Below are 12,939 nucleotides of genomic sequence, written 5' to 3'. Positions count from 1 at the left end.
ATGCTCGGCTGCCTTGCATCACACGGGCACGCCTGAGCCGGGCATGGGCTCGGCTCTATAGCTTCAACGCATCGGCTCCACCACCACCGCCGTGCCATAGCACAGCACTTCGGTAAGCCCGGTCATCACATCGGTGGCGTCGTAGCGCATGCCGATAATCGCGTTGGCACCCAGCTGCCGCGCATGCTTGACCATGTCGCGGTAGGTTTCCTCGCGGGCCTGTTCGCACAGTTCGGTATAGATGGTGATGTTGCCACCGAAGAGCGTCTGGATACCGCCGAGGAAGTTGCCGACGATCGAGCGCGAGCGCACGGTGATGCCGCGCACCACACCGAGGTTGCGCACGACGCGGTGCCCAGGCAGCTCGAAGGCGGTGGTGACCAGCGCATCATCGAAGCGGAGCGCGGGTGGGGTGGGGGTACCGCTGTTGTAGGGGTCTGCCATGGTCGCGTCCGTATCGCTGCCTTCTGAGAGTCGAGCCATGCTCGACGGGCCGTGCAGCAGTCGAGCATGGCGCGACTCTACAACGCAACCGCCTGTTGCGGCATGGTTCCGTCACCGTGCTGGCGCGACAATACCCCCATGACCGACCGTATTCCCCTGCTGCTGCTGCCCGGCCTGCTCAACGATGCCGAGCTGTGGCGCGCGCAGCTGGCCGACCTGGCCGACATCGCCGACTGCACAGTAGGCGACCAGACCCGTGGCGAGACCCTGCAGGCGGTGGCCGAGGACGTGCTCGCACAGGCACCGGAGCGCTTTGCGCTGGCCGGTTTCTCATTGGGCGGCTTCGTCGCCCAGCAGATCCTGCGCATTGCGCCGGAGCGCGTGCTGCAGCTGGCGCTGATCGATACCTCGATCCACGCCGATTCACCGGAACGTGCCGAGCAGCGCCGCAGCCAACGTGCCAGCGTGCGCCTGCCGGGGAAGTTCCACGGCTTCGGCGATGTGCTGATGCGCAGCTACATCGATGCGTCGCGGCTGGATGACTACGTGCTGGTGCAGCGCGTGCGCGACATGACCGCCCGCCTGGACGCGGACGTGTTCCTGCGCCAGAGCGCGCTGGAACGCCGCGATGGCCATGATGTGCTGGCCGGCTACCGCGATCCGCTGCTGATCGTGTGCGGCGCGAACGATCGCATCACGCCGCTGGCGGTGAGCGAGGAAATGCACGCGATGGTGCCGCACTCGCAGCTGGTGGTGGTGCCTGACTGCGGGCACCTGGCACCGATGGAGAAACCGGACGAGGTCAGTGCGGCGATGCGTGGGTGGTTGCTGCAGGGCAGGGGATGATCCCCACCCTCTCGTAGGTGCCGACCTTGGTCGGCACGGTGTTCCAACGATCGATCAGGGCTCAGTGCCGACCAAGGTCGGCACCTACCTGTAGAGCCGAGCCATGCTCGGCTCCGGGGAGGCAGCAGCCGAGCGTGCGCTCGGCTCTACAGCACCACTGCCTCAATCCCAGGCCGGGGCGATGCCTTCCGGGTTGGCCAGGCGATGGCCGCGGTCGAGCTTGGCGATCTGTGCCATGTCTTCGTCGGTCAGGCGGATCGCTGCCGCTTCCAGGTTGCTCGCCAGGTTCTCGCGCTTGGTCGAGGACGGAATGACCGAGAAACCCTGCTGCAGCGCCCAGGCCAGCGCGACCTGCGCCGGCGTGGCCTGGTGGCGTCCGGCAATGGCCTGGATCACCGGGTCCTTGATCACCTCGCCGTAGGCCAGGCTCATGTAGGCGGTGATGTGGATGCCGTTGTCCTGCAGGAACTTCACCAGCAGGCGATTCTGCAGGTAGGGGTGGATTTCGATCTGGTTGGTGGCAATGGCACCGGCGCCGAGGATGCCGATCGCCTTGCGGGTCTGCGCGATGGTGAAGTTGGAGATGCCGATCTCGCGGGTCAGGCCCTGCGCCTTGGCTTCAGCCAGTGCGGCCAGGTACTCCTCCATCGGCACGTCGACCTTGTCGTTCGGCGATGGCCAGTGGATCAGCGCCAGGTCGACGTACTCGGTTCGCAGCTTTTCCAGGCTGGTGCGCAGGCTGGCCAGCAGCGCATCGCGCTTGAACGCGGTGATCCAGACCTTGGTGGTCAGGTAGATGTCGTCGCGCGGCACGCCGGAATCGGCGATGGCCTGGCCGACCTCGGCTTCGTTGCCGTAGATCTGCGCGGTATCGATGGCGCGGTAGCCGACCGCCAGCGCGTTGCGCACGGAGTCGATCACGGTCTGGTCTTTCAGGCGGAAGGTGCCGAGACCGAAGGCGGGGACAGTCATGGGGGCTCCAGCAGAGGGGGAGGGAGGCGGGAATGTCCACGAAAGGGTAGGCCAGCGGCCGTGTGCATGCCGGCAACGGTGCATTGCATCGACGTGTACGACGGCAGGTAGTGGTGGGTGCGGACCGTTGGTCCGCACTGTTCATGCCGCCACCCGTGCAGCGTTGGACGCTGCCGGGCAGCGGCCGGCACTCCCCCTGTCTGCGCTCCACGGTAGTGCCGGCCGCTGGCCGGCAACCGGATCAATCAAGCCGCGCGTGCCAGCCCGCCCTTCGCCGCCGCTGTGGTCGACAGGTCGAACACATCCACCGCATCGATCAGGCGGTTGGCCTGCTGCTCCAGGCTGCGCGCGGCGGCGCTGGCTTCTTCCACCAGCGCGGCGTTCTGCTGGGTCGTGCCGTCCATCTGGATCACGGTCTGGCTGACCTGTTCGATGCCCGCGCTCTGCTCCTGCGAGGCCGCGGAGATCTCGGCCATGATGTCGGTCACGCGCTGCACCGATGCAACGATCTCGGCCATGGTGTCGCCTGCCTCGCGCACGCGCTGTGCGCCATGGCCAACCTGTTCCACCGAGGCTTCGATCAGTGACTTGATCTCCTTCGCGGCTGCCGCCGAGCGCTGCGCCAGCGTACGCACTTCGCTGGCGACCACCGCGAAGCCGCGGCCCTGTTCGCCGGCGCGTGCCGCTTCCACCGCGGCATTCAGCGCCAGGATGTTGGTCTGGAACGCGATGCCATCGATCACGCTGATGATCTCGGCGATCTGCCGCGACGAGGTCTCGATCGCGCCCATCGTCGCCACCACCTGGCCGACCACGCTGCCACCGTGCGAGGCGACCGTATGGGCGCCGATCGCCAGCTGGTTGGCCTGGCGCGCATGTTCGGCGTTCTGGCGCACGGTGGAGGTCAGCTCCTCCATCGATGCCGCGGTCTCCTCCAGGTTGGCCGCCTGCTGCTCGGTGCGGCGCGACAGGTCATTGTTGCCGGCGGCGATCTCCGCGGCGGCGGTGTGGATGTTGCCGGAGGCGTGCTTGATGTCGGTGACGATGGTGGCCAGCTGCGTGGCGGTGGTATTGGCATCGCCGGCGATACGCGCGAACACCCCCTGGAAATCACCGTGCATGCGTGCACCGAGGCGGCCATCGGCGATCGCGCGCAGCATGCTGGAGACCTCGCCCAGGTTCAGCTCCGTCGTCTGCATCAGGCGGTTCAGGCCTTCGACCATTGCACGGAAATCATGCTCGAAGCGGGCACTGTCGCCGCGCTGGCTGAAGTCTCCCGCGCCGGCAGCTTCGGCCAGGCGGCGGATCTCGCCATTGATCAGGCCGAGGTTGTGCTTGGCCATGTCCAGCGCTTCGGTGATCACCGCCTTCTCGCCGGGCAGGCGTTCCATGTCCTGGCTGAGGTCGCCGACCGCGTAGCGGCCCATGATCGAGATCGCGCGCATCTTCACCCGGATGTGCGCATCGACCAGTGCGTTGCAGTCGGCCACCATGGTGCCGAACGCGCCGGGGAAGGCAGCGGCGTCCATGCGATGGCTGATGGTGCCGGCTTCGTGCGCCTGCGCCATCGCGGCCTGTGCATCCAGCACGCTGCGCAGCGTGGATTGCACCGCCTGCATGGCCTGCGCGAGGCGACCGATCTCGTCGCGGCTGCGCACCTGTACTGCGTGCTGCAGGTCACCGGCGGCCACCGCGCGCGCCGCTGCTTCCACTGCCAGCACCGGCTGCACCACCGCACGCCGCAGCCACCAGGCCAGACCGATCAGCAGCAGCACGGCGGCCAGCACGGTCAGCGCCGCGCACAGCAGCAGGGTCTGCCGGGCCTGCTGCGAACGTGCCGCCAGCGCCGCTTCAGCCACCTGCGTGGCGTGCGTGCTCAGCGCATCCAGAGCCATCGCCACCGGGCGATCCTTGCCGCGCACCAGGTTGTCGCCGGCCGCGGGATCGTAGCCGGCCGCGGCAAATGCCTGCAGCGCCGCGTGATAGTCCTGCTGCAGCTGCGCGTGCAGGCCAACGAACGCCTGCGCCAGCTCACGCGTGCGCGGGTCCGGGCTGGTGGCCAGACCCTTGGCCAGTTGCCCGACCAGGCGGCCTTCGCTGTCGAAGCCATCCAGGTGGCGTTGGCGCAGCGCATCGTCGTGCCCGCGCAGCAGCACGTTCTTCCATTCCTGCACCTGGCCACGGAACTCACGCTGCAGGCGTTCGGCATCGCGGCTGTGCGCGACTTCGGGCGGGACCTCGGTGGACAACTTCAACCAGGCGGAGGCCAGGCCTGCCAGCGCGCACAGCAGGACCACGGCCAAGCCAACAGAAACCGCGCCGAGCAGCTTGGACTGCAGGCGCGGAGCACGGACAGACGCATTCATCGGGAAGCACTCTCGGGAAGGGGCAATGCGGTATCGACCCGCTACGCTTCCGCTGAAGTGCGACGAACATCACATTAGCGTTTCGTTTAGTGATGTGAAGGAAGTGTTTCATAGGACAAATGTGTCCATATGGAACAAATACGGACCCTGGACAGGGGATATAAATGTAACTAATGTAGTTACATGAAATCCGCGAACCCGCTCTCTGACGCCCTGCACGTGATGGCGCATCTGGTCGGCCAGGATGGCCCGCGCACGTCCGGGCAGCTGGCGTCCTGCCTGCCGACCCATCCGGTGGTGATCCGCCGTCTGCTGGCGCAGCTGCACAAGGCCGGCCTGGTACGCAGCACCCGCGGTCATGGCGGTGGCAGCCAGCTGGCCCGCGACGCTGCAACGATCACCCTGCATGACATCTACCTGGCCGTGGGCGCACCACCGCTGGTGCAGGTCGGCGCCCGCGACGCCGGCGGCGGCTGCCCGATCCAGCAGCTGGTCAACAGCGCGCTGCTGGAGGGAGCACGCGAGGCACAGCGGTTGCTGGAGGCGCGCCTGCGGGCGACCACGCTGGACCAGCTCGGCGCCGACTTCGCCCGCCATCTCGCCCATCACCGTTCCCTGGAAGGTCCTCATGAATCCTGATGTGCTCATCGTCGGCGGCAGCTACGCCGGCATTGCCGCCGGCCTGATCCTGGCCCGCGCCCGGCGGCCGGTCACCGTCATCGACGCCGGCTCGCCGCGCAACCGCTTCGCCAGCCATTCGCACGGGGTGCCAGGGCTGGATGGCATCAGCGGCGCCGAGCTGCTGAAGACCGCGCGCCAGCAGCTGCTGGATTACCCCAGCGTGCGCTGGGTGCATGCCGAGGCTGTGCAGGCCAACGCCAGCGCAGAGGGCGTGGAAGTACGTACCGCCGATGGCCAGGTGCTGGCCGCGCGCAAGCTGCTGCTGGCCAGCGGTATCGCCGACCAGCTGCCGGAACTGCCCGGGCTGGCCGAGCGCTGGGGCAGCACCGTGCTGCACTGCCCCTACTGCCATGGTTACGAAGTGGGTGGCGGCGCCATCGGCCTGCTTGGCGGCCATCCGATGTCCGCCGGCAAGGCGCCGCTGTTTGCCGACTGGGGCAATGTCACCTTCTTCAGCCAGGGCCTGCCGATCACCGATGAGGAACGGGCTGCCATGCAGCAGCGCGGCGTGCAGATCGAGACCTCGCCGGTGCTGGGCGTGCAGGGCGACCAGCCGACCTGGCTGGAAGTGGAGCTGGCCGATGGCCGCCGCATCGCCCAGCGTGCGCTGTTCGTACCGGCCACCCAGGCGATGGCCACGCCATTGGTGCAGCAGCTTGGCTGCACCTTGGTCGAGAGCCCGCTGGGGGTGCTGATCGAGGTCGACATGATGAAGCAGACCTCGGTGCCGAACGTGTATGCCGCAGGCGATGCGACGACGGTCGGCAACATCACCCTGGCCATGGCCGAAGGCGTGCGCGCGGGCATCGGCGTGCATCATGCGCTGGTGGCCGAAGACAGCGTGCCGCGCTGAATGTGCCGGGGTCAGATCCCTTTCGCAGAAAGCGATCTGACCCCCGACGCGACGTGCTGCTCTGGTAGAGGCCGGCCTTGGCCGGCACCGCTCCGTTACCCCTTCACGCACAGCACCTGGCGCAGGGTGTGCACCACCTCGACCAGGTCCAGCTGTGCGGCCATCACATCGTCGATCGACTTGTACGCGGCCGGTGACTCGTCCAGCACGCCGCTGTCCTTGCGGCATTCCACGTGCGCGGTGGCCTCGCGGTGCTGGGCCAGCGTGATCTGCTGGCGCGCCGTGCCACGGCTCATCACCCGGCCGGCACCGTGGCTGCAGCTGTGGAAGCTGTCGGCGTTGCCCTTGCCGCGCACGATGTAGCTGCGCGTGCCCATGCTGCCGGGAATGATGCCCAGCTCGCCTTCGCGCGCACTCACCGCCCCCTTCCGGGTCACCAGCAGTTCGTGGCCGTGGTGCGTCTCCTTCTGCACGTAGTTGTGGTGGCAGTTCACCGCCATCGCTGCCAGCTGGAACTTCGGCAAGCGGTGGCGCATCTCGGCCAGCACGCGCGACATCATCGCCTCGCGGTTCTGCCGGGCGTAGTCCTGCGCCCACGACACGGCTTCGACGTAGTCATCGAACAGCGGCTCGCCTTCCATGAAGAACGCCAGGTCCTTGTCCGGCAGGTGGAAGCCGAGCACGCGCCGGGCCAGTTCCTCGCGCGCCTTCTCGATGAAGTAGGTGCCGATCAGGTTGCCGGTGCCGCGCGATCCGCTGTGCAGCATCACCCACACCGTGTCCGTCTCGTCCAGGCACAGTTCGATGAAGTGGTTGCCACCACCCAGCGTACCCAGCTGGCGGTCGAGCTTGTCGGTGCGGATTCTGCGGTGCCTGTCCTTGATCTTCTCCAGGCCGGCGGCCAGCCCGGACTGCACGAGCCGCGTGTGGATGCTGTCGGGCATGCGGTGATGCTCGCCGCCGCGTCCGTTGCCGACCGGAATGCTGCGCTCGATGCTGTTGCGCAGCTGCCGCAGGTCGTCGGGCAGGTCGTTGGCGCGCAGCGTGGTGCGTACCGCCGCCATGCCGCAGCCGATGTCGACGCCGACCGCGGCCGGGATGATCGCACCGCGGGTCGGGATCACCGAGCCGACGGTCGCGCCCTTGCCCAGGTGCACGTCCGGCATCACGGCCACCCACGGCCCGACGAACGGGATCGCGGCGATGTTGCGCAGCTGCTCATGCGCCTGCGCTTCCAGCGGCACACCGTTGACCCAGCCCTTGATCGGCGTGGTGCCCTCGGCGTGCAGCCATTGATAGTTGTGTTGAGTGTCCATGTCTTCGTGTATGTCCTTGATGGGCCGGCGGCGCGTCCCTGCGCCGCCGCTACCCCCTACCTGATCGTCACCAGCTGCTTCAGCACGCCATCCAGGCCGCCGAACACGGTGAGCGTGTCGATCTTCTCGGTGACCTTCTCCAGTGCCTCCAGCTCCTTCAAGCGCATCAGCACCGGGTTGTCCTCGATCAGCTTTGCGGTGTTGAGCTGCGAACGCGTGGCGTTGGCCTCCTCGCGGCGACGGATCACGCTGGCCTGGGCCTGCTTCTCGGCCAGCACCACGCCATTGAGGATCTCCTTCATCTCGCCCGGCAGGATCACGTCCTTGATGCCCACGCCGAGCAGCCGCACGCCGTGGCCCTCGATCGCGGCCTGCACATGGGCGGCGATCTCGCCGTCCAGCGCCGCCTTGTCGCCCAGCAGCTCGTCCAGGCTGCGCGCGGCAATCGCCTGGCGCAGGCCGAACTGCAGCTGCCGGTAGACGAACTCATCGGCATTGCTGAGCGTGCGGTGTGCACGCACCGGGTCGATCACCTGCACGGTCGCGGCCAGGTTCACCCGCAGGGTCACCTTGTCGCGGCTGAGCAGCTCCTGGCCGGACACGTCCAGCGAACGTGCACGCAGTTCCACGCGCTCCACCGACACGTTGCCGTTGAAGTTCCAGAACGCGTGCAGGCCGGCGTCCAGCGTCTGCCGCAGCGTGCCATCGATGAACAGCAGGCCGACCGACTCGCTTGGCACGGTGCTGATCACCGCCACACGCGGCAGCACGCCCAGCTGGCCCAGGCGTTGCTGCACGTCCGCCGGGATGCGCGGCTCGTCACCCAGCGCCATCACGCGTACCTGGGTGTCGACCGAACCCCGCCAGTACAGGCGGCGGCTGCCCGGCGGCAGCACTTCATCGATGCGGCCGTTGCGCAGCAACAGGCCGACTTCGGTGGCGCTGACATTGGCCATCACGAAGTGCGTGTCCAGCGTCGCGCCCAGTGCCTCGATCAGGCTGTCCTGGTCGCTGCCGGTATAGGCCGCGCCCTTCGATGCGGTGTGGATGTCCACGTGCGGGCGGCCGCCGAACGGCGACAGGCGGTGCACGCCCGGCAGCAGCATCTGCTGGAAACGACGGTTGCGATACACCAGGCCGCGCTCGCCGTCGCCGATCACGACCTTGATGGTCCAGAACATGGGAGTCTCTCCTTGTATGGCTCTGGTGGTTCGACCCGTTGCGGATGAATCGCCATGACCCGGGTCGATCAGGTCGTGGCGCGGCCGCCTGCACACCACGTGCAGGCAGCGGAAGAGGGCGGCCATCGGCGGACGGTCCGCGCGCGGAGCCTTCGGTGCGCCGGCAGTGCTGCCATCGCCGTTCCCGGCAGGCAGCACCGGGGCGGAACGTGGCTGGCAGTGGCGGCGGGCCGGGGCCCGGCGTGCGGTCCGTTGCCTTCCACGCCCCGCCCGAAGGCGATGGCGGTGGACGGCGACGATGGCCGCTGGGGCTTGCGCCCCGGGTGTTGCTTCAAGTCATGACGTGACAGGTCATGTGGTTTGGAGTGGGAGTCGAACCCACGACAGACGGAATCAGGATCCGTTGCTCTACCCTGCTGAGCTATCCAGTTGGGGACCGCGCGGAATCGAACCGCGTACCGGCGAACCGGCGCCTGCCTCCAGCAGGCGATCCAGGCGATGGCATGTCCGCGACCTCCGGCATACGCCACGGCAACGCCGCGCGCACCAGCCCGTGATGGAAACGGGACCGTTGGAGAATCGAGGGTGCAGGCCACCGACATTATCGACGAGCGATAATGTTTTGATGCGATGCAGATAATGTCCGGGCGCAGCCGATCGCGCGAAGTAAATCCTTCGGCGGGGCGGGAGAAACCTGGGTCAGTGAGCGGCGGGTTGCCGCGCGGGGTGCAGTTCTGGCATCGCGGGTCCTTGTGCCGACGCAAACGAAAACGCCCCCGGGACTTGCGTTCCGAGGGCGTCGTCAGGCCTCGGAGATCGGGGTGGCCGATCTCCGCAGGGCGGGTATCAGGCCGTTGTCAGCTGGTCTTCCTTGCCGAACGCGCGCGCCAGCCCGTCCATGCGCAGGCATGGCAGCAGTTTGGCGATGGCGACGGAATGCGCGTTCAAGGGAAGTTTCCAAGGGTTGTTGAAACGAGGTGCGCACGATAAACCACGATTTAGTCGCGTGCAACCATTTTGTTCAATTATTTTCTTCGCTGTTGTGCAATGCCGGCCAGCGGCCGGCACTACCGGGCCTCACGCTTCGGCGCTGGCGGCATCCAGCTGCGCGACATCCTGCACGCTCAGCGACACGTTGGCCGCTGCCAGCAGATCGTGCAGCTGTTCGACGCTGGTGGCGCTGACGATCGGCGCGGTGATCGACGGCCGCGCGATCTGCCATGCCAGTGCGATCTGTGCGGCGCTGGCATTGTGCTTGCTGGCCACGTCATCCAGCGCCTGCAGGATGCGCAGGCCGCGCGGGTTCAGATAGCGCTTCACCACCGTTTCGCCACGTGCCGGGCTCTTGGCCGCATCGGCCGGTGTGCGGTACTTGCCGCTGAGGAAGCCACTGGCCAGGGCGTAGTAGCCGATCACGCCGATCTGTTCGCGCTGCACCAGCGGTTCCAGCTCCTTCTCGTAGCCGGCACGGTCGTACAGGTTGTACTCCGGCTGCAGGGTTTCGTAACGCGGCAGCTTGTAGTCGGTGGACACCTTCAGCGCATCGGCCAGGCGCGTGGCGCTGTAGTTGGAGGCACCGATGGCGCGCACCTTGCCGGCTTCGATCAGGCGGCCGAACGCGGCCAGGGTCGCTTCCAGTGGCGTCGACTCATCATCCTCGTGGGCCTGGTACAGATCGATCACGTCGGTCTGCAGGCGGCGCAGCGAATCCTCGACCGCCGCATTGATGTTGTCCGGGGTCAGGCCGGGGCGTTCGGCCCATTTGGCCACCTTGGTCGCCAGCACCACCTTGTCGCGCTTTCCGCTGCGCGCGAACCATTTGCCGATCAGCGTTTCCGATTCGCCGCCGGCGTTGCCCGGCACCCAGGCCGAATACACATCGGCGGTGTCGACCAGGTTGAAGCCGGCGTCGACGAAGGCATCGAGCAGGGCGAAGCTGGCCTTCTCATCGGCGCTCCAGCCGAACACGTTGCCACCAAAGGCGAGCGGACGTACATGCAGGCCGGAACGGCCCAGTTCGCGGGTTGCCGTCATGGGCACGGACTCCTTGGGGGAAGTGCTCCAGAATAAAACGCGTAGTGTGACCGTGCTGCGGCGGCGACCACAAAACAGTGTTCCGCGATACGCACGCGGCTAACGTTTTGTGAACACCTGGGGCGCCGCGGCTGCTAGTCTCGCCGCATCTTCCGCTGGAGTCGCTCCGATGATGCCTGCTTCGTCCCTGCGTGGTTGCCGCCTGCTGCTTGCTTCGGCCCTGCTTGCCGCTGTTCCCGCGTTTGCCGCACCGGCCACGGTCGCGCCGGCGAAGATCCAGGTGTCGCCGGTCATCGACGCGGCGGTGAAGGCGCCCACCCGCGATGCCAACAACGTCAAGCGCGACGGTTTCCGCCACCCGGCGCAGACGCTGTCGTTCTTCAAGGTGACGCCGGAAAAGACCGTCATCGAGATCACCCCCGGCAACGGCTGGTACTCGGAGATCCTGGCGCCGCTGCTGCACGACAAGGGCCACTACGTTGCTGCGGTGGTCGATCCGATGGCGGTGCCCGAAGGCCGCGGCCGTGACTACCAGCAGCGCAGCCGCGACAGCCTGGAAAAGAAGTACGCCGCTGCACCGGCACAGTTCGGCAAGACTGCCGTGGTGGCCTACGATCCGGCCAAGCCGGTGTTCGGCCCGGCCGGTTCAGCCGATGTGGTGCTGACCTTCCGCAACGTGCACAACTGGCGCAAGGCCGGCCAGGCGCAGGGCATGTTCCAGGGCTTCTTCAACGTGCTCAAGCCGGGCGGCGTGCTGGGCGTGGTCGAGCACCGCGCCAAGGCCGACGTGGCCGACGACGATGACACCGGCTATGTCGGCCAGCAGCAGGTGATCGCGATGGCCGAGGCCGCCGGCTTCAAGCTGGACGCGCGCAGTGAGGTCAACGCCAACCCGCGCGACACCAAGGACCACCCGAACGGCGTGTGGACGCTGCCGCCGACCAACCAGCACGACAAGGCCGATGATGCGAAGTACCAGGCGATCGGCGAAAGCGACCGCATGACGCTGCGCTTCATCAAGCCGTAAGAGGGGTGCCGGGCTGGCGCATGCTGACTCTGTAGAGCCGAGCCCATGCTCGGCTGCTGTTGCGTTCCGCCGTGCTGTGCGCGATGAGCCGAGCATGGGCTCGGCTCTACAGCCGAGTGGCACGTGGCGCGGCATGGGACAATGCGCCACCCGCCGACTGCCGTGCCCGCAATGCTGATCGCCTTCAACAAGCCCTTCAACGTGCTCTGCCAGTTCACCGACCGCAGCGTACCGCCGCGGCCGACGCTGGCCGGGTTCGGCCTGCCGCCGCGCGTGTATGCCGCCGGTCGCCTGGACCATGACAGCGAAGGCCTGCTGCTGCTGACGGATAACGGCACGCTGGCGCACACGTTGACCGATCCGAAGCACAAGGCCGACAAGACCTACTGGGTGCAGGTGGAAGGCACGCCCAGCGATGATCAGCTGCAACGGTTGCGCGATGGGGTGGAGCTGAATGACGGGCCGACCTTGCCGGCGAAGATCGAGCGCCTCGATCCGGCGCCGTCGCTGTGGACACGCGATCCGCCGGTGCGCTTCCGCAAGACCGTGCCCGATGCCTGGCTGGCGATCACGATCCGCGAGGGCCGCAACCGCCAGGTGCGGCGGATGACCGCGGCAGTGAACCTGCCAACGCTGCGGCTGGTGCGGGTGGCGATGGGGCCCTACCGGCTGGACGACCTGCAGCCGGGGCAGTGGCGGCAGATCGGTTGAAACAGAAAGGGCCGGATACCTCGCGGCATCCGGCCCTCTCGTAGCTGGTAGGGTCAGAGCCCTTCCTGCGGAAGGGGTCTGACCCGGGCAGCTTCACGCGTCGCTGCCGATATCGCTGTGCTCGTCCACCACGGTGTCGTTGCGGCGGTCGCGTGCGTGGATGCGCTGCGCCTGCCCATTCACCACGTGGCCATTGGCAGCCTTCTTCTTCTGCTGCTTGCGGTACAGCGCATAGCCCAGCAGGCCGACGCCGACGGCAGCCGCGGCAATGGTCACGGCCGGGTTGCGGCGGGCGAACTTGGTGGCGACCTTGCCGCCGGTCTTCACTGCGCCGAGGGCGGCGCCGGTCTTGATCCAGTCCGCGTTGCGCAGGCTGCCACCGGCGCTCTTCAGGCCATCGCCGGCGGTGTGGGCCAGCTCCAGGGCGCGCTCCAGAGCGCGGTCGGTGATTACGGTCAGCTTGCTCATGCGGGGGTCCTTTGCCTCGGGTCGAAGTCCAGTGTCGCGT

At 67.4% G+C, this 12,939-nt stretch carries 12 protein-coding genes and 1 tRNA gene; 5 read left to right on the top strand and 8 right to left on the bottom strand.

Features of this window, described 5'->3' with window-relative positions; translation table 11 throughout:
• Positions 1 to 63: 63 nt before the first annotated feature.
• The gene (locus tag AC5P8R_RS16990) at positions 64 to 444 is read right to left on the bottom strand and encodes a YbjQ family protein (RefSeq protein ID WP_014648827.1); all 381 of its coding nucleotides are present in this window, start codon (positions 442 to 444) and stop codon (positions 64 to 66) included.
• A 138-nt stretch (positions 445 to 582) separates the two neighbouring features.
• Between AC5P8R_RS16990 and AC5P8R_RS16985 the strand changes: the two genes are divergently transcribed.
• Positions 583 to 1,290, top strand: a complete 708-nt coding sequence (locus AC5P8R_RS16985; protein ID WP_495223656.1) for an alpha/beta fold hydrolase — start codon at positions 583 to 585, stop codon at positions 1,288 to 1,290.
• A 162-nt stretch (positions 1,291 to 1,452) separates the two neighbouring features.
• On the opposite strand, the gene dkgB is transcribed toward AC5P8R_RS16985, so the two are convergent.
• The gene (dkgB, locus tag AC5P8R_RS16980; RefSeq protein WP_014648825.1) at positions 1,453 to 2,262 is read right to left on the bottom strand and encodes a 2,5-didehydrogluconate reductase DkgB; all 810 of its coding nucleotides are present in this window, start codon (positions 2,260 to 2,262) and stop codon (positions 1,453 to 1,455) included.
• Positions 2,263 to 2,507: 245 nt separating this feature from the next.
• Positions 2,508 to 4,628: a methyl-accepting chemotaxis protein gene (locus AC5P8R_RS16975; RefSeq protein WP_495223655.1), complete on the bottom strand. Its 2,121-nt coding sequence runs from the start codon at positions 4,626 to 4,628 to the stop codon at positions 2,508 to 2,510.
• 183 nt (positions 4,629 to 4,811) lie between these two features.
• On the opposite strand from AC5P8R_RS16975, the gene AC5P8R_RS16970 reads away from it, so the two are divergent.
• Positions 4,812 to 5,267: an Rrf2 family transcriptional regulator gene (locus tag AC5P8R_RS16970; protein ID WP_046433160.1), complete on the top strand. Its 456-nt coding sequence runs from the start codon at positions 4,812 to 4,814 to the stop codon at positions 5,265 to 5,267.
• Complete coding sequence (locus AC5P8R_RS16965) at positions 5,257 to 6,162, top strand: NAD(P)/FAD-dependent oxidoreductase (RefSeq protein ID WP_046433157.1); 906 nt, start codon at positions 5,257 to 5,259, stop codon at positions 6,160 to 6,162. Before AC5P8R_RS16970 ends, AC5P8R_RS16965 begins: the two co-directional genes overlap by 11 nt.
• Before the next feature lie 95 nt (positions 6,163 to 6,257).
• Here AC5P8R_RS16965 and AC5P8R_RS16960 read toward each other — a convergent pair whose 3' ends face one another.
• The 4 genes from AC5P8R_RS16960 to AC5P8R_RS16945 form a co-directional block, all read right to left on the bottom strand.
• Entirely contained in the window at positions 6,258 to 7,478 is a 1,221-nt protein-coding gene (locus tag AC5P8R_RS16960; protein ID WP_495223654.1) for an RtcB family protein, read from the bottom strand.
• 56 nt (positions 7,479 to 7,534) lie between these two features.
• The gene (locus AC5P8R_RS16955; protein ID WP_197621798.1) at positions 7,535 to 8,659 is read right to left on the bottom strand and encodes a slipin family protein; all 1,125 of its coding nucleotides are present in this window, start codon (positions 8,657 to 8,659) and stop codon (positions 7,535 to 7,537) included.
• A gap of 356 nt (positions 8,660 to 9,015) precedes the next feature.
• A tRNA-Gln gene (locus AC5P8R_RS16950) sits at positions 9,016 to 9,088 on the bottom strand.
• A gap of 648 nt (positions 9,089 to 9,736) precedes the next feature.
• Positions 9,737 to 10,693, bottom strand: coding sequence for an aldo/keto reductase (locus AC5P8R_RS16945; protein ID WP_014648819.1), 957 nt, complete (start codon positions 10,691 to 10,693; stop codon positions 9,737 to 9,739).
• Positions 10,694 to 10,862: 169 nt separating this feature from the next.
• On the opposite strand from AC5P8R_RS16945, the gene AC5P8R_RS16940 reads away from it, so the two are divergent.
• Both AC5P8R_RS16940 and AC5P8R_RS16935 read left to right on the top strand, forming a co-directional pair.
• Positions 10,863 to 11,720 carry a class I SAM-dependent methyltransferase gene (locus tag AC5P8R_RS16940; RefSeq protein WP_495223653.1) on the top strand — a complete coding sequence of 286 codons (858 nt, stop codon included), beginning with the start codon at positions 10,863 to 10,865 and terminating at the stop codon, positions 11,718 to 11,720.
• A gap of 171 nt (positions 11,721 to 11,891) precedes the next feature.
• Complete coding sequence (locus tag AC5P8R_RS16935) at positions 11,892 to 12,431, top strand: pseudouridine synthase (protein WP_495223674.1); 540 nt, start codon at positions 11,892 to 11,894, stop codon at positions 12,429 to 12,431.
• A 93-nt stretch (positions 12,432 to 12,524) separates the two neighbouring features.
• Here AC5P8R_RS16935 and AC5P8R_RS16930 read toward each other — a convergent pair whose 3' ends face one another.
• Positions 12,525 to 12,899, bottom strand: a complete 375-nt coding sequence (locus AC5P8R_RS16930; protein ID WP_014648816.1) for a hypothetical protein — start codon at positions 12,897 to 12,899, stop codon at positions 12,525 to 12,527.
• Positions 12,900 to 12,939: the final 40 nt, after the last annotated feature.

It is taken from the genome of Stenotrophomonas sp. YJH_SMC_73, assembly GCF_059370155.1.
Note: the sequence above shows the minus strand (reverse complement) of the source record. Positions and strands in the feature narration are given on the sequence as shown.